19 protein-coding genes are annotated in these 18666 nt (G+C 66.6%); 15 read left to right on the plus strand and 4 right to left on the minus strand.

Annotated elements, in window-relative coordinates; translation table 11 throughout:
• The first annotated feature begins 43 nt into the window (after window positions 1-43).
• The 11 genes from xsc to ureC all read left to right on the plus strand — a co-directional run bounded on the left by xsc (window position 44) and on the right by ureC (window position 12860).
• Window positions 44-1819: a sulfoacetaldehyde acetyltransferase gene (gene xsc, locus EZM81_RS00725; RefSeq protein WP_136644426.1), complete on the plus strand. Its 1776-nt coding sequence runs from the start codon at window positions 44-46 to the stop codon at window positions 1817-1819.
• Entirely contained in the window at window positions 1819-2559 is a 741-nt protein-coding gene (locus tag EZM81_RS00730; RefSeq protein ID WP_135447222.1) for a sulfite exporter TauE/SafE family protein, read from the plus strand. The genes xsc and EZM81_RS00730 overlap by 1 nt, the downstream gene beginning before the upstream one ends.
• Window positions 2559-3635 (plus strand): acetate/propionate family kinase, encoded by a 1077-nt coding sequence (locus EZM81_RS00735; RefSeq protein ID WP_136644427.1) that lies wholly within the window; start codon window positions 2559-2561, stop codon window positions 3633-3635. Before EZM81_RS00730 ends, EZM81_RS00735 begins: the two co-directional genes overlap by 1 nt.
• Complete coding sequence (locus EZM81_RS00740; RefSeq protein ID WP_248298090.1) at window positions 3632-6487, plus strand: molybdopterin-dependent oxidoreductase; 2856 nt, start codon at window positions 3632-3634, stop codon at window positions 6485-6487. The genes EZM81_RS00735 and EZM81_RS00740 overlap by 4 nt, the downstream gene beginning before the upstream one ends.
• Window positions 6484-7212 (plus strand): 4Fe-4S dicluster domain-containing protein, encoded by a 729-nt coding sequence (locus EZM81_RS00745; RefSeq protein ID WP_136644428.1) that lies wholly within the window; start codon window positions 6484-6486, stop codon window positions 7210-7212. The genes EZM81_RS00740 and EZM81_RS00745 overlap by 4 nt, the downstream gene beginning before the upstream one ends.
• A 1-nt stretch (window position 7213) precedes the next feature.
• Window positions 7214-8086, plus strand: a complete 873-nt coding sequence (locus EZM81_RS00750; protein WP_136644429.1) for a DmsC/YnfH family molybdoenzyme membrane anchor subunit — start codon at window positions 7214-7216, stop codon at window positions 8084-8086.
• Between the two features lie 12 nt (window positions 8087-8098).
• Window positions 8099-9442 (plus strand): phosphomannomutase, encoded by a 1344-nt coding sequence (locus tag EZM81_RS00755; protein ID WP_136644430.1) that lies wholly within the window; start codon window positions 8099-8101, stop codon window positions 9440-9442.
• Between the two features lie 146 nt (window positions 9443-9588).
• On the plus strand, window positions 9589-10389 hold the full coding sequence (locus EZM81_RS00760) for an urease accessory protein UreD (RefSeq protein WP_136644431.1): 801 nt from the start codon (window positions 9589-9591) through the stop codon (window positions 10387-10389).
• Window positions 10386-10688, plus strand: coding sequence for an urease subunit gamma (locus EZM81_RS00765; RefSeq protein WP_135447210.1), 303 nt, complete (start codon window positions 10386-10388; stop codon window positions 10686-10688). The genes EZM81_RS00760 and EZM81_RS00765 overlap by 4 nt, the downstream gene beginning before the upstream one ends.
• Before the next feature lie 123 nt (window positions 10689-10811).
• On the plus strand, window positions 10812-11117 hold the full coding sequence (locus EZM81_RS00770; RefSeq protein WP_135447208.1) for an urease subunit beta: 306 nt from the start codon (window positions 10812-10814) through the stop codon (window positions 11115-11117).
• A gap of 21 nt (window positions 11118-11138) precedes the next feature.
• Window positions 11139-12860, plus strand: a complete 1722-nt coding sequence (gene ureC / locus EZM81_RS00775) for an urease subunit alpha (protein ID WP_136644432.1) — start codon at window positions 11139-11141, stop codon at window positions 12858-12860.
• Window positions 12861-12864: 4 nt separating this feature from the next.
• On the opposite strand, the gene EZM81_RS00780 is transcribed toward ureC, so the two are convergent.
• A complete protein-coding gene (locus EZM81_RS00780) occupies window positions 12865-13056 on the minus strand; it encodes a hypothetical protein (RefSeq protein WP_135447204.1) in 192 nt (63 codons plus the stop codon).
• Between the two features lie 65 nt (window positions 13057-13121).
• Here EZM81_RS00780 and EZM81_RS00785 point away from each other — a divergent pair, with 65 nt between their 5' ends.
• The 4 genes from EZM81_RS00785 to EZM81_RS00800 all read left to right on the plus strand — a co-directional run bounded on the left by EZM81_RS00785 (window position 13122) and on the right by EZM81_RS00800 (window position 16011).
• A complete protein-coding gene (locus tag EZM81_RS00785) occupies window positions 13122-13574 on the plus strand; it encodes an urease accessory protein UreE (RefSeq protein WP_136644433.1) in 453 nt (150 codons plus the stop codon).
• The gene (locus EZM81_RS00790) at window positions 13564-14193 is read left to right on the plus strand and encodes an urease accessory protein UreF (protein WP_136644434.1); all 630 of its coding nucleotides are present in this window, start codon (window positions 13564-13566) and stop codon (window positions 14191-14193) included. The genes EZM81_RS00785 and EZM81_RS00790 overlap by 11 nt, the downstream gene beginning before the upstream one ends.
• Window positions 14190-14801: an urease accessory protein UreG gene (gene ureG / locus EZM81_RS00795; RefSeq protein ID WP_136644435.1), complete on the plus strand. Its 612-nt coding sequence runs from the start codon at window positions 14190-14192 to the stop codon at window positions 14799-14801. The genes EZM81_RS00790 and ureG overlap by 4 nt, the downstream gene beginning before the upstream one ends.
• A 100-nt stretch (window positions 14802-14901) precedes the next feature.
• The gene (locus EZM81_RS00800) at window positions 14902-16011 is read left to right on the plus strand and encodes a hypothetical protein (protein WP_136644436.1); all 1110 of its coding nucleotides are present in this window, start codon (window positions 14902-14904) and stop codon (window positions 16009-16011) included.
• Window positions 16012-16072: 61 nt separating this feature from the next.
• On the opposite strand, the gene EZM81_RS00805 is transcribed toward EZM81_RS00800, so the two are convergent.
• From EZM81_RS00805 to puhE, 3 genes are all read right to left on the minus strand, one after another.
• Window positions 16073-16546 (minus strand): cytochrome c family protein, encoded by a 474-nt coding sequence (locus tag EZM81_RS00805; protein WP_135447193.1) that lies wholly within the window; start codon window positions 16544-16546, stop codon window positions 16073-16075.
• Window positions 16547-16620: 74 nt separating this feature from the next.
• Entirely contained in the window at window positions 16621-17829 is a 1209-nt protein-coding gene (gene hemA / locus EZM81_RS00810) for a 5-aminolevulinate synthase (protein WP_136644437.1), read from the minus strand.
• Between the two features lie 5 nt (window positions 17830-17834).
• Window positions 17835-18635 carry a putative photosynthetic complex assembly protein PuhE gene (gene puhE, locus EZM81_RS00815; RefSeq protein ID WP_136644438.1) on the minus strand — a complete coding sequence of 267 codons (801 nt, stop codon included), beginning with the start codon at window positions 18633-18635 and terminating at the stop codon, window positions 17835-17837.
• Between the last annotated feature and the right edge of the window lie 31 nt (window positions 18636-18666).

An 18666-nucleotide genomic window follows, 5' to 3' on the forward strand; every position in this document is an offset into this window, starting at 1 on the left:
GCAGCAAAGGGCGGCTGTGCCCGGCAAGTCATGGGGTGATGCGATGAGGATGACGACCGAGGAAGCCTTCGTAAAGGTTCTGCAGATGCATGGGATCGAGCATGCCTTCGGGATCATCGGCTCGGCCTTCATGCCGATCTCGGACCTCTTTCCCAAGGCGGGCATCACCTTCTGGGACTGCGCGCATGAAGGCTCGGGCGGGATGATGGCCGATGGCTTCACCCGGGCTTCGGGCAGGATGTGCATGATGATCGCCCAGAACGGTCCGGGCATCACCAACTTCGTCACTGCCGTCAAGACCGCCTACTGGAACCACACGCCGCTGCTGCTGGTCACGCCGCAGGCTGCCAACAAGACCATCGGGCAGGGCGGCTTCCAGGAAGTCGAGCAGATGGCGCTGTTCCGCGACATGGTCTGCTATCAGGAAGAGGTCCGCGACCCTTCTCGCATGGCTGAGGTGCTGAACCGGGTGATCCTGCAGGCGAAACGCCAGTCTGCCCCGGCGCAGATCAATGTGCCGCGCGATTACTGGACCCAGGTCATCGACATCGCCCTGCCTGCGATCGTGGAGTTCGAGCGCCCCTCGGGCGGCGAGGAGGCGATCGCCCAGGCGGCGCAGCTTCTGTCCAGCGCGAAGTTCCCGGTGATCCTGAACGGCGCCGGCGTGGTGATCGGCGGCGCGATCCCGGCCTCGATGGCGCTGGCCGAACGGCTGAGCGCGCCGGTCTGCGTCGGCTACCAGCACAACGATGCCTTTCCCGGCAGCCATCCCCTGTTCGCGGGGCCGCTCGGCTACAACGGGTCGAAGGCGGCGATGGAGCTGATTGCCCATGCCGATGTGGTGCTGGCGCTGGGGACGCGGCTGAACCCGTTCTCGACCCTACCGGGCTATGGCATCGACTATTGGCCGAAGGCGGCCAAGGTGATCCAGGTCGACATCAACCCGAACCGGATCGGGCTGACGAAGCCGGTGACGGTGGGGATCGTGGGCGATGCGAAGAAGGTGGCCGAGGGGATCCTCGCGCGTCTATCCAAGACCGCCGGAGATGCAGGGCGGGAAGAGCGCAAGGCCCTGATCGCGCAAAAGAAATCGGCCTGGGCCCAGGAGCTTGCCTCGATGGATCACGAACAGGACGATCCCGGCACCACCTGGAACGAACGCGCCCGCAAGGCCAAGCCCGACTGGATGAGCCCCCGCATGGCCTGGCGCGCGATCCAGGCTGCGCTGCCGAAAGAGGCGATCATCTCGTCCGACATCGGCAACAACTGCGCCATCGGCAATGCCTATCCGTCCTTCGAGGCGGGGCGGAAATACCTGGCGCCGGGCCTGTTCGGCCCCTGCGGTTACGGGCTGCCCTCGATCGTCGGGGCCAAGATTGCTTGCCCGGATACTCCCGTGGTGGGCTTTGCCGGCGACGGCGCCTTCGGTATCGCGGTCACGGAACTGACGGCCATCGGCCGCCCGGAATGGCCCGCGATCACCATGGTCGTCTTCCGCAACTACCAGTGGGGGGCGGAAAAGCGCAACTCGACGCTGTGGTATGACGACAATTTCGTCGGCACCGAACTGGACACCGATGTCAGCTATGCCGGGATCGCGCGCGCCTGCGGATTGCAGGGCGTGGTCGCTCGGACGATGGAGGAGCTGACGGCCGCCCTGCGCAAGGCGATCGAGGATCAGATGCAGAACGGCAAGACCACCCTGATCGAGGCCATGATCAACCAGGAACTGGGCGAGCCCTTCCGCCGCGACGCGATGAAGAAGCCGGTCGAGGTCGCTGGCATCCGACGCGAGGACATGCGGCCGCAGGTTGTCTGATGCCTTATGACCTTGGCCCCGGCGCGCTGGCCTGGCTGGCGGTTGCCTGTCTGGTTGCCGGCTTCGTGCGCGGCTATTCGGGGTTCGGATTCTCGGCTCTGCTGATTGCAGCATCCAGTCTGGTGACCAATCCTCTGAACTTCGTGGCGGTTGTGGTCATTCTGGAAACGGTCATGTCGCTGCAACATGCCCGCGGGGCCGGGCCGGATGTTGACTGGCACCGGGTCGGCTGGCTGCTGGGCGGGGCGGCGATCGGCCTGCCACTGGGCCTGTGGATCCTGACCGGGGTTTCCGAGGACACGGCGCGGGCAGTGATTTCGGCCTATGTCCTTCTGATGTGCGTGGTGCTGCTGGCGGGCTGGCGGCTGAGGTCCGAGGTCCGCGGCGCGCCGAACGGGCTGGCCGGGGTAATCTCGGGGCTGGCCAATGCGCCCGGCATGGGGGGGCTGCCGGTTGCGGCCTTCTTCGCGGCGCAACCGATGCCCGCGGCGGTGTTCCGGGCCACGCTTATCGCCTATTTCCCGCTGCTCGACCTTTACTCCGCGCCGCTCTATTGGCTGGCGGGGCTGGTGACGTGGGACACGCTCTGGGCCTCGCTGATCGCGCTGCCGGTCACGCTGTTCGGCAACTGGCTGGGCGGGCGGCATTTCTTCGGCACTGACCCGCAGGAGTTCCGCCGCTTTGCCATCGTGCTTCTCGCCGGTCTTGCCACCCTTGGGTTGGGGAAGGCGCTGCTCTGATGTGGTTGATTGTGAACGCGGGTTCGTCTTCGCTGAAGCTGAAGCTTTTTGAAGGCGAGCGCGAGGTTGCCCGGTCGGCGGTCACCGAGATCGGCCCGGACGGCCATCGGGCGGCGATGATCGACGCCCTGGCTCAGGCCGGGGTGGCGGTGGACCGGCTAACTGCGGCAGCGCATCGGGTGGTTCACGGCGGGGCCTACCTGACCGCGACCTGCCGGGTGACGCCCGAGGTGCTGCGCGGGATCGAGGCCTGCGTGCCGCTCGCGCCCTTGCATAATCCGGCAAATCTGGTGGGAATCCAAGCGGTTCACGACATCGCGCCCGATCTGCCGCAATATGCCGCCTTCGACACGGCCTTTCATGCGACCAACCCCGATGTGGCCGTGACCTATGCCCTGCCGGCGTCTGAACGCGCCCGGGGATTGCGCCGCTATGGCTTTCACGGGCTGAGCTATGCCGCGCTGGTGCGCATCCTGCGTGACCGCGGCGAGCTGCCGGAGCGTCTGCTTGCCTGCCACCTCGGCAACGGTTGCTCGATGGCTGCGATTGTGAACGGATGTTCCGTTGCAACGACCATGGGCTATTCGCCGCTGGACGGTCTGACCATGGGCACCCGCTCTGGCGCCATCGACGGCAATGCGGTGCTGCGGCTGGCCGAACTGCACGGGGTGGAGCGCGCGGGCCGCATCCTGAACCGCGAAAGCGGGCTTCTGGGCCTGGGCGGGCACAGCGACCTGCGCGCGCTGCATGCGGCAGGCACGGCCGAGGCGCGTTTTGCGCTGGACCATTTCGCCTATTGGGCGGTGCGTCACGCCGGGTCGATGGTGGCCGCGATGGGCGGCCTCGATGCCGTGGTCTTTACCGGTGGCATCGGCCAGAACGATCCCTGGATGCGGAAGAAAATCCTGTCCGGGCTTTCCTTCATGGGAGTTTCTTCCGACCCCGCCCGCAATGCGCGGAACGAAACCACGCTGCACGATGCGACATCCCGTGTCGCTATCCTTCTTGTGCCAGCAGATGAGGAACGGCAGATTGCCCTTGAAGCGCAGGCCGTGAGGGCCGGGGAGGGCGCGTGAACCAGCCGAGGGTGGAAACGCAACGCGAGGTCGGCGACGAGGTCCGCCAGACCACCTGCTACATGTGCGCCTGCCGCTGCGGGATCAACGTGCATCTGAAATCGGGTAAGGTCGTCTATATCGAGGGCAACCGGAACCATCCGATCAACAAGGGCGTCCTTTGCGCCAAGGGGGCAAGCGGGATCATGCAGGTCACCGCCCCCAGCCGCCTGCGCGCTCCCCTGCGTCGGGTTGGCCCGCGGGGATCGGGGGCCTTCGAGGAGATTTCCTGGGAAGAGGCGCTGCAAACCGCCGTCGCCTGGATGAAACCCCTGCGGGAGACCGCGCCCGAGAAGCTGGCCTTCTTCACCGGCCGTGACCAGTCGCAAAGCCTCACCGGCTGGTGGGCGCAACAGTTCGGCACGCCGAACTATGCGGCCCACGGCGGTTTCTGTTCGGTCAACATGGCGGCGGGCGGCATCTACACCATCGGCGGGGCCTTCTGGGAGTTCGGCCAGCCGGACTGGGACCGCACGAAGCTGTTCGTCATGTTCGGGGTGGCCGAGGACCATGACTCGAACCCCATCAAGATCGGTATCGGCAAGCTGAAGGCCCGCGGCGCGCGGGTCATCAGCGTGAACCCGGTCCGCACCGGCTATTCGGCGGTGGCCGACGACTGGATCGGGATCACCCCCGGCACCGATGGCCTGCTGATCCTGTCGCTGATCCACTGCCTTCTGGAAGCGGGGAAGATCGACCTCGATTACCTTGCGCAATGGACCAACGCGCCCCTTCTGGTGACCGAGGCAGAGGGGCCGGAGAAGGGCCTGTTCGTCAGGAATGCCGAAAGCCAGCCCTTCGTGATCGACCGCCGCACCGGCCAACCCGCGCCCTGGGACGGCAAGGACGTGCAGCCCGACCTCGGCGCCGAATGGCAGGGCAACCGCACCGTCTTTCGCCACATGGTCGAGGAATACCTCAAGCCCGATTACGCGCCCGAGGCGGTGGCCGCGCGCTGCGGCGTCCCGGCAGCCCGCATCCGGCAGCTGGCCGCCGAACTCGCCGACGTGGCCTTCAACCAGACCATCAAGCTGGATCGCCCATGGACCGACTTCCGCGGCAACGAACATGCCGCCATGCCCGGCCGCCCGGTCAGCTTTCACGCCATGCGCGGGATATCGGCCCATTCCAACGGCTTCCAGACCGCCCGGGCGCTGCATCTTCTCCAGATCCTGCTGGGCGCGGTGGAAACCCCCGGCGGCTACCGACTGAAGCCGCCATACCCCAAGCCGGTGGAGGCGCATCCGACCCCGCATTTCGTGACCTCGCCCGGCAAGCCGCTGACCGGCCCGCATCTGGGCTATGTCCGCAGCCCCGACGACCTGTGCCTGCTGCCCAACGGCCAGCCCGCGCGGATCGACAAGGGGTTCTCCTGGGAAAACCCGTTCTCGGCCCATGGGCTGATGCACATGGTCATCCCCAATGCCCATGCCGGGGATCCCTACAAGATCGACACCCTGTTCCTCTACATGGCGAACATGTCGTGGAACTCCAGCATGAACTCCGCCCGCGTGATGGAGATGCTGACGGAACAGAGGGACGGTGAGTATGTGATCCCCCGGATCATCTATTCCGACGCCTATGCCAGCGAGATGGTGGCCTATGCCGACCTGATCCTGCCCGACACGACCTACCTCGAACGCCACGACTGCATCAGCCTGCTCGACCGCCCCATCAGCGAACCGGATGCCGCAGGCGACGCGATCCGCTGGCCGGTGCTGGAGCCCGACCGCGAGGTGCGCTGCTTCCAGTCGGTGCTCCTCGACCTCGGCGCGCGGCTTGGCCTGCCCGGCATGGTGAACGAGGACGGCAGCCCGAAGTTCAAGGACTATGCCGACTATATCGCGAACCACCAGCGCCGGCCGGGCGTCGGGCCGCTGATGGGCTTCCGCGGCAATGGCGAGGCCGAGGGGCGCGGCGCGCCGAACCCGGACCAGCTGAACCGCTACATCGAGAACGGCGCCTTCTACCAGGCGCATGTGCCCGAGGAGGCCGCCTTCTACAAACCCTGGAACGCGGCCTACCAGGACTGGGCGGTGCGCCTTGGTCTTTACGAGACGCCGCAGCCTTACCTCTTCAACATCTGGTCCGAACCCATGCGCCGCTTCCAGCTTGCGGCCGAGGGCTTCGGCCCCCGCCAGCCGCCCGACCACCTTCGCGCGCGTCTGAAACAGGCGATGCACCCGCTGCCCGTCTGGTATCCGCCCTATGGCGACGAGGATGCGGCCTTCGGCTATCCGGTCCATGCCCTGACCCAGCGGCCGATGGACATGTACCACTCCTGGGGCAGCCAGAACGCCTGGCTGCGGCAGATCAAGGGGCACAACTATCTGTATCTGCCGACGAAACTCTGGGAGGCCCAGGGGTTCCGGGACGGCGACTGGGCGCGGGTCTCCTCCCGCGCCGGGACCATCGTGGTGCCGGTGGCGCATATGGCCGCGCTGAACGAGAACACGGTCTGGACCTGGAACGCCATCGGCAAGCGCCGGGGCGCCTGGGCGCTGCACGAGGACGCGCCAGAGGCGACGACCGGCTTCCTGCTCAATCACCTGATCTCGGAACTCTTGCCCGACCGCGAGGGCGTGCGGCTGTCGAACTCCGACCCCGTGACCGGCCAGGCCGCCTGGTTCGACCAGCGCGTGCGGGTGGAGCGGGTGGCCGCCGAAGACCATCCGCGCGGCACGGTGGAGCCGATGTTCGAGCGGCTGCCCGATCCTCCGCGCGCCGGTGGCGGCCGGGCGCAAAATTCTTCGAAGAATTTTGCCAAAAGTTTTCGAAAACTTTTGGGTCCCGGTGGGGAGGCGGAGCGATGACGGCCCTGCCGCAGAGCACCGAAAAACGCCTGGGCCTGGTGATCGACCTTGACACCTGCGTCGGTTGCCAGGCCTGCGTGACCGCCTGCAAGGGCTGGAACGACGCCGGCATCGGCCTTTCCGACCAGGATCCCTACGGTGCCGACCCCTCGGGCACCTTCCTGAACCGGGTCCATTCCTATCAGGTCGCCATCCCGGACGGTCCGGCCCAGGTGGTGACCTTCCCGCGCTCCTGCCTGCACTGCGACACCGCGCCCTGCGTCACCGTCTGCCCCACGGGGGCCAGCTACAAGCGGGCCGAGGACGGGATCGTGCTGGTCAACGAGGACGCCTGCATCGGTTGCGGCCTCTGCGCCTGGGCCTGCCCCTACGGCGCACGCGAGATGGACGCCGCGCAAGGCGTGATGAAGAAATGCACGCTCTGCGTCGACCGGATCTACAACGAGACCCTGCCCGAGGAGGACCGCGAGCCCGCCTGCGTCCGCACCTGCCCGACCAACGCCCGCCATTTCGGCGACCTCGCCGACCCCGACAGCGCGGTGTCCCGGCTTGTCGCCGAACGCGGCGGCTATGACCTGATGCCCGACATGGGGACGCGGCCCACCAACAAGTACCTGCCTCCGCGCAGGAAGGGGCCGGGGGCCGCCAGCCCCTTGGAGCCCCTGCTGGACGTACAGGCCAGCGGCATCGCCGGCTGGCTCGACCGGATGCTGGGGAAGCTCTGAGATGCATCCCGCGCCGTCGGTCATCCTGTTTTCCGTGCTGTCGGGGCTTGGCTTCGGCTTCCTCGCCTTCCTTGGCTGGGGTGCGCTCATGCCCTCGGGCTGGGCGGCCTTCCTGCTCTGGGGTCTCGGCTACGGGCTGGCGGTGGCGGGGCTACTGGCCGCGACCTTCCACCTCGGCAATCCGAAGAACGCGCTGAAGGCCTTTACCCATTGGCGCACCAGCTGGCTCAGCCGTGAGGCCTGGGCCTCGGTCGCCACGCTGGTCCTGCTGGCGCCGGTGGCGCTGTCCGACATCTTCGGCCTGGGCCTGCCGCGCATCCTGGGCCAGGTCGGCGGCGCGCTTGCGATCCTCACCGTCTTCACCACCGCGATGATCTATACCCAGATCAAGGCGGTCCCGCGCTGGCACCACTGGCTGACGCCGATCATGTTCCTGACATTCGCGCTGGCCGGGGGGGCGATGCTGTCGGGTCGCGCCTGGGCGCCGGTGCCGCTCCTTGCCGTGGGGGCGGTCCTGCTTGCCGTCTGGCGGGTCGGCGACGGGGCCTTCGCCCGGGCCGGGCAGAGCCTCGGCACCGCGACGGGCCTCGACCGCCTCGGCGTGCCGTCGGTCCTCGACCCCGCGCATACGGCGGGGAACTACCTGAAACGCGAGATGATCTTCGTCGTGGGTCGCAAGCATGCGGCCCGGCTGCGCAAGATCGCGCTGGTGCTGGCCTCCCTCGCCCCGGCGCTGGTCCTCCTCCTGCCGCTTGGCCTGTTCGGCATTGCACTGGCCGCCGTGCTGCACCTGGCCGGGGCGCTGGCCGCCCGCTGGCTGTTCTTCGCCGAGGCCGAGCACGTCGTAGGCCTTTACTACGGCGCGCGGGGGTGATCCCCTGCCGAGATGAGCCCGTTCAAGCGCTATGACATCCGCGGCCGGCTGGGGATCGACCTCGACGAAGCTGTCGCCCATCGCATTGCCCGCGCCTTTGCCCGGGTTACCGGGGCCGATTCCGTGGTGCTGGCGCGCGACTGCCGCGAAAGCTCTCCCGCGCTGGCCGATGCGGTGGCGGCGGGGCTGATGGCCCATGGGGTGCGGGTGCTGGACCTGGGCCTTGCCGGAACCGAAGAGATGTATTTCGCCACCGCCCATCTGGGCACGGGCGGCGGGATCATGGTCACCGCCTCGCACAATCCCCGCGATTACAACGGGATGAAGCTGGTCGGGCGCGGAGCGGTGCCTCTGACCGATGCGGCCTTTGCCCAGGTCATGGCGTTGGCTGACGCGAACCCCGACCCTCTGCCAGGCGGAAGCCGAGAGGATGCAAGTGCCGTCCGCCAGGCCTATGTCGCCCATGTCGCCGGGCTTGTCGGTCCGGTCGGGCGGCTGCGGGTGCTGGTCAATTCCGGCAACGGGGCGGCCGGGCCGACACTGGATGCCCTGGCCGACGGCCTGGAAAGTCGGGGCGCGCATCTTGACCTGTTGCGGATGCATCATCACCCCGATGGACGTTTCCCGCACGGCGTTCCGAACCCGCTTCTGCCGGAAAACCGCCCGCAGACCGAGGCCGCCGTGCGCGCCGCCGGGGCCGATATGGCTGTTGCTTTCGATGGCGACTTCGACCGTTGCTTTCTGTTTGACGGGTCGGGCCGGTTCCTTGACGGCGAACATGTGGTGGCGCTGCTGGCCCGTGCGCGGTTGGCCCGGCACCCTGGGGCGGCCATCGTGCATGATCCGCGCGTGCTCTGGGCAGTGCAGGACACCATTGCGCAGGCGGGGGGGCGGTCGGTGCTGGCACCCACTGGGCATGTGTTCCTCAAGGCCGCGATGCGGGCAGAGGGTGCCGTCTATGGCGGCGAGATGTCGGCCCATCATTACTTCCGTGATTTCATGTGTTGCGACAGCGGCATGATCCCCTGGCTTCTGGTCGCGGGTCTGATCGACCGGACGGGTCAGAGCCTGGCCGAGATGGCCTCGGCGCTGCGCCGCGACTATCCGTCCTCGGGCGAGATCAACTTTGCCGTCCCGGATCCCGGGGCCATCGTCGCGCGGGTGCAGGCGGCGCTGGCTTCGCGGGCGCTGGGTCAGGACCGGACGGACGGTCTGTCGCTGGATTTCGGCGACTGGCGGCTGAACCTGCGCGCCTCGAACACCGAACCCCTCTTGCGCCTGAATGTCGAGGCAAGGGGAGATGCCGGGCTGGTTGCCGCGGGCGTGGCCAGGGTTCGGGCGCTGATCGAGGGCTGATTTCATCACGTGCCCTTAAATGGGGCGATTTGCCTGGAAAATGGGCGAAAGTGATCGCGGATCCCCCCACCGCAGGTTTGCCGCCGGCTGCGGCGTTGCCATCGCCGGCCCGACCATCCGACAGTGCCGCGCAACGGGGGGACCGGATGACGGCATTACAGGCCATCGAGACCATGCAGCGCGCAAGGGGCGAGGCGCTGGTCAGGCTTGGCCCCGAGCGGCTGATGAGGCTGCGCACCGAGGGCAGTGCCAAGGCGATCCTGCCTGGTGGGCACATGGGCCGCGAGGTTGTTTTCCTGAATACCGCCGGCGGGTTGACCTCGGGCGATTATCTGTGCTTCGGGCTTGAGATCGCTGGTCAGGCCGTCGCAACGACCCAGACTGCCGAACGTGCCTATCGCGCCAATGGCGGCCCGGCGCGCATGGATGTGCGTCTGTCGGTTGGACCCGGCGGCTGGCTTGACTGGCTGCCGCAGGAGACCATCCTGTTCGATCGCGCCGCGCTGGACCGCCGCACCATCATCGAACTGGCCCCCGGTGCCGGATGCCTTGCGCTGGAGGCGGTCGTGCTGGGCCGCGCCGCGATGGGGGAAACAGTGCGCGACATCCGTTTCCGCGACCGGCGCGAGATCAGGCGCCAGGGTGTGCCGCTCTGGCTGGACCCGCTGGCGATTGATGCATCGGCCCTTTCGGGGGCGGGGACGCTGAACGCGGCGCGGGCGCTGGCAAGTATCGTGATTACCGAAGAGGTTGCTCTGACCCCGCTGCGTGCCGTGCTGGATGAACCCGGTGTCGCGGCCGGGTCCAGTGCCTTCGCCGGGCGGACAGTGGTGCGGATGCTTGCCGCCGACGGCTTGCCGCTGCGGCGCCAGATCGCCCGCGTCCTGCACATCCTGCGGCGGGGCCAGCCCCTGCCGCGCGTCTGGCAACATCAGGGACCGCCATGAACCTGACTCCCCGCGAAAAGGACAAGCTTCTGGTCAGCCTTGCCGCAATGGTCGCCCGGGCGCGCCTGGCCCGGGGTGTCAAGCTGAACCACCCCGAGGCGGTAGCCCTGATCACCGATTTCGTCATCGAGGGTGCGCGCGACGGGCGTAGCGTGGCCGATCTGATGGAAGCCGGCGCCCATGTCGTCTCTGCCGGGCAATGCATGGCTGGCGTGCCCGAGATGATCCACTCCGTCCAGGTCGAGGCGACCTTCCCCGATGGCACCAAGCTTGTCACTGTCCACCATCCGATCCGATAGGAGGCCATGATGAACCCGGACCGCGTCGCTGTCATTGCCCTGCCGTTGCCCCGCAGCTGCGGCGCCGAGTGGCTGGTCGCCCTGGCGATCCTTGCCGCGCTGCCTGTCCTGCCGGTGTAGAAGATGATCCCGGGCGAGATCATCCCCGCGCCGGGCGATCTGGTGCTGAACGCCGGCGCCGAGGTCACCGTATTGACCGTGGCAAATACCGGCGACAGGCCGGTGCAGGTCGGCAGCCATTACCATTTCGCCGAAACCAATGCGGGACTTGCCTTCGACCGCGCCGCCGCGCGGGGCAGGCGGCTGGACATTCCCGCCGGAACGGCGGTGCGCTTCGAGCCAGGCCAGACCCGCGAGGTGCGCCTTGTGCCCCTGTCGGGCGCGCGGGTGGTTCATGGATTCAATCAGCAGGTGATGGGGCCCTTGTGACCGCCCCGCGAAGGATTTGACATGCCCTTCACGATCAGCCGCCGAACCTATGCCGACATGTATGGCCCCACTCTGGGCGACAGGGTGCGGCTGGGCGACACCGAGCTTGTCATCGAAGTCGAACGCGATCTGATCGCCGAACGCGGCGGGTACGGTGAAGAGGTCAAGTTTGGCGGCGGCAAGGTGATCCGCGATGGTATGGGACAGTCGCAGCTGACGCGGGCGCAGGGGGCAATGGACACGGTCATCACCAATGCCCTGATCGTGGACTGGACGGGCATCCTGAAGGCCGACGTCGGCCTGCGTGACGGCCGGATTGCCAGGATCGGCAAGGCCGGCAACCCCGATACCCAGCCCGGCGTCGATGTCATCATCGGACCGGGGACCGAGATCATCGCGGGCGAGGGCCGCATCCTGACGGCAGGCGGGATCGACGTGCATGTCCACTTCATCGCGCCGCAGCAGATCGACGATGCGCTGCATTCCGGCATCACCACCATGCTGGGCGGCGGCACGGGCCCGGCGCATGGCACGTTGGCCACGACCTGCACGCCGGGGCCCTGGCACATCACGCGCATGTTGCAGGCCGCGGATGCCTTTCCGATGAACCTGGCCTTCGCGGGAAAGGGCAATGCCTCGCTTCCCGCCGCACTGGAGGAACAGGTGCGGGCGGGCGCGTCCTGCCTGAAGCTGCACGAGGACTGGGGCACCACCCCCGGCGCCATCGACTGCTGCCTGACCGTGGCCGATGCGATGGACGTCCAGGTGATGATCCATACCGACACGCTGAACGAAAGCGGCTTCGTGGAAAACACGCTTAAGGCCATTGCGGGCCGCACGATCCATGCCTTCCACACAGAAGGTGCGGGCGGTGGTCATGCGCCCGACATCATCAAGGTGGTGGGGTCGCAGAACATCCTGCCCAGTTCCACAAACCCGACCATGCCCTACACGGTCAACACGATCGAGGAACATCTCGACATGCTGATGGTCTGTCACCATCTGGACCGCCGGGTGCCCGAGGATGTGGCCTTTGCCGAAAGCCGCATCCGTCGCGAGACGATTGCGGCCGAGGACATCCTGCACGACATGGGCGCCTTTTCCGTCATGGCATCGGACAGCCAGGCCATGGGCCGGGTGGGCGAGGTCATCACCCGCACCTGGCAGACAGCGCACAAGATGAAGGTGCAGCGCGGGCGTCTGGAAGGTGAGACGGGCGACAACGACAACCTGCGCGTCAGGCGCTATGTGGCGAAATACACGATCAATCCGGCCATCGTGCATGGGCTGTCGGCTCATATAGGCAGCGTCGAGGCAGGCAAGCGCGCCGATCTGGTCCTCTGGTCGCCGGCCTTCTTCGGGGCCAAACCCGAGATGGTGCTGATCGGCGGCTGCATCGTCGTGGCCCAGATGGGCGATCCAAATGCCTCGATCCCCACGCCGCAGCCTGTACACACCCGCCCCATGTTCGGGGCCTTTGGCGGCAGCCTGGCCCGTAACGCGGTGACCTTCGTCAGCCGGGCCGCCCAGCAGGCGGATGTCCGCTCGACCTATGGCCTTGTCAAGGAAACCCTGGCCGTCGAACATACCCGGGGCATCGGCAAGCGCGACATGAAGCTGAACGATGCGACGCCTACAATCGAGGTGGACCCCGAAACCTATGAGGTCCGGGCGGATGGCGTCCTTCTGACCTGTGAACCAGCACGGGAGTTGCCCCTTGCGCAGCGCTACTTCCTGTATTGATCTGTCAGGCATGCGCCGATGCAGCGCAGTTCGCCCCTTGCAGGGTGCGCTCCGCCGACCGTTGCCGACGGAAGACGGGCACCTTGGGAAAACAGTGTTCCAGCGAGGCAAGCGCGGTTTCCCGCTGCTTCAGGCGGGCGATTTCGGCCCGGATTTCGGCCAGTTCGTCAGCAAGTGCAAGCCGGGAAGCGGTCATGCGATCCTCCTTCGTTATGTGGGCCGCAGACTGCACCCCGAATCTGAAGGAATCGCTAAGGACAGATGATGACCCTTCCCGTTGCCCGGACCCTGCACCGTTCAGGCCACTGGCCGCGTCTGGCCACGGAGCGCGTTGTGCTGGACTATGACAACCGCTTCCTGCGGCGCAGGCGGCTGCTGACGGCAGCAGGCGAGCCGTTTCTTGTGGATCTGCCTGAAACGATGAACCTGCTGGCCGGCGATGCCTTCGAGCTGTTGGACGGTCGTCTGGTGGAGATCGCTGCGGCGGCAGAGCCGGTGCTGGTCATCCGGGGCGACCTGGTGCGCCTGGCCTGGCACATCGGCAACCGGCACACCCCCTGCCAGATCGAGCCCGACCGCCTCGTGATCCGTGCCGATCATGTGCTTTCCGACATGCTGCGCGGCCTGGGTGCCACCGTGACCGAGGCGCTCGAGCCCTTCAGCCCGGAAGGCGGGGCCTACGGGATGGGCCGCACGATGGGACATGCGCACTGACCTCCTGGTCATTCTGCAATGGCTGTCCCCGGCGTTCCCGACCGGCAGCTTCGCTTATTCGCATGGGCTGGAGGCAGTGATCGGCGCCGGAGAACGCTCTGCCTCGGGGATCGGGGCCTGGATCGAGGGGGTGCTGCGGCATGGAGCCGGGCAGTCTGATGCGGTGCTGCTGGCGTCGGTTCTGCGCGGCGGCGACGCAGCGGGGATCGACATGCTGGCGCGCGCCATGGCCGGAACGAAAGAGCGTCTTGCCGAGACGGTCGAGCAGGGCGCGGCTTTCGCGCGGACCGTCGCGGCCCTGACTGGACGCGACCTTCCTCCGCGCTGCCTGCCGGTGGCGGTGGGCGAGGCGGCCTGCGTGCTGAAGCTGCCTGTGGAGCAGGTGGTTGGGGTGTACCTGCACGCCTTCGCGGCAAATCTGGTGGCCTGCGCGACGCGCTTTGCCCCCCTAGGCCAGACCGAAGGGCAGGCGGTGCTGGCCAGGTTGCATCCGGCCGTAGCCGAACTTGCAGCCTGGGCTTCGGTTTCGGAAGTTGACGATATCGGGACGGCTGCGCTGGCGGCAGAGATGTCGGCCATCCGGCACGAGGAAATGGACGTAAGGATTTTCAAGACATGAACGGACCGCTCAAGGTGGGCATCGGTGGACCGGTCGGTGTGGGCAAGACCAGCCTGACCGAGGCCCTTTGCCGCGCACTGGCGCAGCGCTGCTCCATGGCGGTGATCACCAACGACATCTACACCCGGGAAGATGCCGAATACCTGATGCGGGCCCAGGTGCTGCCCCTGGACCGGATCCGGGGGGTGGAAACCGGCGGCTGCCCGCATACCGCGATCCGCGAGGACGCCAGCATCAACCTGGCCGCAGTCGCCGATCTGCGCGCGGCACATCCTGACCTCGACCTGATCCTGATCGAAAGCGGCGGCGACAACCTTGCGGCCACCTTCAGCCCCGAACTGGCGGACCTGTCGATCTATGTGATCGATACTGCTGCGGGCCAGGATATTCCACGCAAGCGCGGCCCCGGTGTCACGCGGTCGGACCTGCTGGTGGTGAACAAGACCGACCTTGCCCCGCATGTCGGCGTGGACCTAGCCCTGCTCGAGGCTGACACCAGGCGCGCCCGGGGCGACCGGCCCTATGTCATGGCCCGTGTCCGCCAGGGCGTGGGGATCGATGCTGTCGTGCAGTTCCTGCAAACCGAGGGCGGCCTGACGCTGCGCTGAACGGACACGAGGGCGTTGACATGGCCCGGCGCTGCCCTAGCATCGAAGGCATTTTTCAGCGGCGCCCCGGCGCCGATGTCTTTGCCGAAAGGAATTGCCGATGCTGCACAGGCCCATTTTCGCCCCGCTTGCCTTTCTTGTCGCAAACCTGATGGTCGCGGTTCCGGCGCTTGCCGGTCCACCCGCCTGTACCTGCACGCATCTGGAAAGTCTTCAACAGGAATACCGGAACGCAATCTACCTGGAAGGGTTCATGCGCCAGATGGCCGAAGTGCTGAAGGCAGAAGAACAGCGCCTGCGCAACCTGAAGCTTACGTCCAACGCCGATCCGGACGGCAATCTGGATATCCAGAGCACGGTTCTGGCAATGCGGGACCGCTATGTGGCGCAGAAGATGAGACTGCCCTTTCCCAAGGTCAAAGGCTACATGGGCCCTGACGAGGTTACCATGCCTCACGGCAGCTGCCAGCAGCCGGAGACCCAGCTCAAAGCAATGGTGGCAGGAGCGCCCTGCGACGCCATTGCCGACGCCACGGCTGCGCACGAGTTGATGCATCGTGACCTGTGCAGGGCCATGGGTGCTCATGCCTATTGGAGCCGGCTGCCCAGCGTCATGACCCTGGAAGAGGCAGAGCGCTACCGGGCGCAGGCGGCCAACCTGAAAAGCGAGATCGGCCGGGTGCTGGAAAGGTCCGAACTACGGCTGCACGGGGAATGGCATTACACCATCACCGGTCCCGACGTGGAGATTTCCTATAGCAACATCTTCGAAAGCGATAATCTCTCAAGGCTTCTGCAAGGGTCGGAAATCCTCAGCTTCTTCGGCCAGGGCAAGCATACGGCGGCCCTGGAACGCATGAAGGCCGCCGACATGACCTGCACAAGCGACAGCGTCATAAGCAACGACTTCCGCGTGACGGTCCAGACGGATGGTCTCAGTTTCGATCTGGACTACGAGGCCGGAGAGCAGAAGTTTGGAATGACTGTCCAATGCAAATCGCCCTATGGCGAAGGCTTCGGCATGTCGCTGCCAATCGAGGGGGCTGGCATCGGCTCGGGGCGGCTGGCCTCGTCGCAACCTCTGGTCGTCGGCGACAACGTGGTTGCGAACGACTGGGTGGATGGCGTTCGGGCAATTATCGAGGGTGGCGGCATGCGGCTGACAGGCGATCCCAGGACGGTGCTCAGCCTGACCTGCAATCGCAGCTGAAGAACCAAAGGCCCCCGCCCCGGCTGGGGACGGGGGCCTGGTCCGCGCGGGGCGGATCAGATCATTCGGTTGCCGGGGCCGCCTCTCCTTCGGCCGGAGCAGCCTCGGTCGGCGCCGGGGCCGGCGACAGCGATGCGATGAAGGCCCAGACATTCGCCGCGTCTTCCGGCTTCTTCAGCTGGAAGGCCATCTTTGACTTGGCCTTGTCGTCGCCCAGCCGCTCTTTCAGGAACTTGGCCGGGTTCTGGACGTATTCGACGAAGCTCGCCTCGTCCCAGACCGCGCCGGTCTGACCCAGAGCGACAATGGAGTCTCCGTACTTGAACCCCTCATAGCTGCCGATCACGCGGCCGGGCAGTCCGTAGAGGTTCGGCCCGGTCTTGGCATTCTTGCCCGCCAGCGTTTCGCCCGCCTCGTTCTGGATGACGTGGCATGTCTGGCACTGGTTGAAGGTCTTGGCCCCGGCCTCGATGTCCTGGGCCAGGGCTGGAACGGACAGGCTGGCGAAGACAAGGGCAGTCATAGTGAAACGCATGGGATCCTCCCGTTTCGGTTTCGGCTGTATTGTGATCCGCCCATCAGGCTTGACAAGGGGCCATCCACCCAAATTCACGCAACTGCGTGTGATATTGCGCAACGGCTCCACAGCGCGGTAAGCGCGGCGATCAGGTGATCGATGTCGGCATCGGTGTGATGGGGCCCCGGCGTGATGCGCAGACGTTCGGTGCCCTTCGGGACCGTGGGGTAGTTGATCGGCTGGACGTAGATTCCCCAGTCGGCCATCAGGATGTCGGAAATCATCCTGCATTTCACCGGATCGCCGATCATCACCGGAATGATGTGGCTTTCGTTGGCCATGTGCGGGATGCCCGCGCGGTCCAGCCGGGCGCGGACCTTGGCGACATTCGCCTTCTGGCGCGCGCGTTCCTCGCCCGACACTTTCAGGTGGCGGATCGAGGTGGTGGCCGCAGCGGCGACGGCCGGGGGAAGTGCTGTGGTGAAGATGAAGCCGCTGGCGAAGCTGCGGACGAAATCGACCAGGGCGGCGGTTCCGGTGATGTAGCCGCCGACGCAGCCAAAGGCCTTGCCGAGCGTGCCCTCGATAACGTCGATCCGGTGCGCGAGCCCCTCGCGTTCCGAGACCCCGCCGCCATGGTCGCCATACATGCCGACGGCGTGCACCTCGTCGATGTAGGACAGTGCGCCGTGCGCCTCGCAGACCTCGACGATTTCGCGGATGGGGGCGATGTCGCCGTCCATGGAATAGACGCTCTCGAAGGCCACGATCTTGGGCCGGTCGCCCACGGCGTTCAGCTTGCGGTCCAGATCGCGCCAGTCGTTGTGCTTCCAGATCACCTTGTCGGCGCGGGAATGGCGCACGCCCTCGATCATGCTCGCGTGGTTCTTCTCGTCAGACAGGATGACCGCGTTCGGGATGCGCGCCCCAAGCGTGGACAACGCCGCCCAGTTCGAGACATAGCCCGAAGTGAACAAAAGCGCCGCCTCCTTGCCGTGCAGATCGGCCAATTCCGCCTCGAGCGCACGGTGTTGCACCGAATTGCCGCCGATGTTGCGCGTGCCGCCGGCCCCTGTGCCGCAGGCCCGGACCGTCTCGATCATGCTGACCACCACCTCCGGATGCTGGCCCATGCCGAGATAGTCGTTCGAGCACCAGACGGTGACCTCTTCCACCGTGTCGCCATGGCGGTTCGCGCGGGGGAATGCGCCGCAGCGGCGTTCCAGATCGGCGAAGGTGCGATAGTTGCCTTCGGCTTTCAGGGCGTCGAGCTGGCTTTGGAAGTGGCTGGCGAAATCCATGGGCGTCACTTTCTTGCAGGGATCGAGGTGTCGGTGCCGGCGCTGTCGGGCAGCATCCAGCGCCAGAGCTTCTGGTCGGGCAAGGGCAGGACCATGAACCAGTGTTCCAGAAGGGCGAGGGCGGTCAGGACGGCCAGCAGGATGTGGCCGATCATGATGGCATCGGTCGGGGCGGCGTAGGCGCGCTCCAGCCAGCAGCCGGTGGCGAAGGTCAGCCCGGTGACCGAGAACGGGAACAGCCAGTTCATCCGGGCATGGCAGAAGTGGCTGGCAAGATGTGCCAGCGGGCGCGGCAGGAATTCGACGTTGATCCGGGGCACCCCGAGGTAAAGGTTCAGCTTGGCCGAGGCGCGGGCGAAGAACAGCAGCGCGAAGGTGTACAGGCCGAATGGATTTGCAGCGTTCCAGGCGGCGTAGGTCAGAAGGGCAAGGGCGGCCACCAGCGTCGCCTCATGCCAGATCAGCGTGAGGGTCGCGCGCCAGAACCGGTCCCAGCCGCGCGCGAAGGGGGGGCAGGGGTCGGTGTTCGGGCCGGTGATGACGCCGGACAGGAAGGCAAGCTCGATCCAGCCCCAGACGGCCAAGGCCGACAGGAAGGCGATGTAGGTGCCGATGGAACTGTCTTCGTCCAGCGACGTGCCAAGACCCCAGATTCCGCCGAGCAGCAGCGGCAGGCCCAGCAGGACAGAGGTCTGGTGAGCAGTGCCGCCCGCGCGGTCGGCATGGCGCACCCGCCACAGGATCACGCCGGTGGAGAACCACCACAGGAACAGAGTCACCAGCGCGGCGATCCAGGGATTTGTCATGTGCGGCCCCCCCGCAAGGAGGGGCCGCACA

This window comes from Tabrizicola sp. YIM 78059 (assembly GCF_004959785.1).
GTDB lineage: Bacteria > Pseudomonadota > Alphaproteobacteria > Rhodobacterales > Rhodobacteraceae > Tabrizicola > Tabrizicola caldifontis.

Coding starts and splice junctions, on each gene's coding strand:
- EZM81_RS00730 (WP_135447222.1), top strand. CDS start 1,819: ATGCCTTATGACCTTGGCCCCGGCGCGCTGGCCTGGCTGGCGGTTGCC.
- EZM81_RS00765 (WP_135447210.1), top strand. CDS start 10,386: ATGAACCTGACTCCCCGCGAAAAGGACAAGCTTCTGGTCAGCCTTGCC.
- ureC (WP_136644432.1), top strand. CDS start 11,139: ATGCCCTTCACGATCAGCCGCCGAACCTATGCCGACATGTATGGCCCC.
- EZM81_RS00770 (WP_135447208.1), top strand. CDS start 10,812: ATGATCCCGGGCGAGATCATCCCCGCGCCGGGCGATCTGGTGCTGAAC.
- puhE (WP_136644438.1), bottom strand. CDS start 18,635: ATGACAAATCCCTGGATCGCCGCGCTGGTGACTCTGTTCCTGTGGTGG.
- EZM81_RS00785 (WP_136644433.1), top strand. CDS start 13,122: ATGATGACCCTTCCCGTTGCCCGGACCCTGCACCGTTCAGGCCACTGG.
- EZM81_RS00760 (WP_136644431.1), top strand. CDS start 9,589: ATGACGGCATTACAGGCCATCGAGACCATGCAGCGCGCAAGGGGCGAG.
- EZM81_RS00745 (WP_136644428.1), top strand. CDS start 6,484: ATGACGGCCCTGCCGCAGAGCACCGAAAAACGCCTGGGCCTGGTGATC.
- EZM81_RS00790 (WP_136644434.1), top strand. CDS start 13,564: ATGCGCACTGACCTCCTGGTCATTCTGCAATGGCTGTCCCCGGCGTTC.
- ureG (WP_136644435.1), top strand. CDS start 14,190: ATGAACGGACCGCTCAAGGTGGGCATCGGTGGACCGGTCGGTGTGGGC.
- hemA (WP_136644437.1), bottom strand. CDS start 17,829: ATGGATTTCGCCAGCCACTTCCAAAGCCAGCTCGACGCCCTGAAAGCC.
- EZM81_RS00780 (WP_135447204.1), bottom strand. CDS start 13,056: ATGACCGCTTCCCGGCTTGCACTTGCTGACGAACTGGCCGAAATCCGG.
- EZM81_RS00755 (WP_136644430.1), top strand. CDS start 8,099: ATGAGCCCGTTCAAGCGCTATGACATCCGCGGCCGGCTGGGGATCGAC.
- EZM81_RS00800 (WP_136644436.1), top strand. CDS start 14,902: ATGCTGCACAGGCCCATTTTCGCCCCGCTTGCCTTTCTTGTCGCAAAC.
- EZM81_RS00735 (WP_136644427.1), top strand. CDS start 2,559: ATGTGGTTGATTGTGAACGCGGGTTCGTCTTCGCTGAAGCTGAAGCTT.
- EZM81_RS00750 (WP_136644429.1), top strand. CDS start 7,214: ATGCATCCCGCGCCGTCGGTCATCCTGTTTTCCGTGCTGTCGGGGCTT.
- xsc (WP_136644426.1), top strand. CDS start 44: ATGAGGATGACGACCGAGGAAGCCTTCGTAAAGGTTCTGCAGATGCAT.
- EZM81_RS00805 (WP_135447193.1), bottom strand. CDS start 16,546: ATGCGTTTCACTATGACTGCCCTTGTCTTCGCCAGCCTGTCCGTTCCA.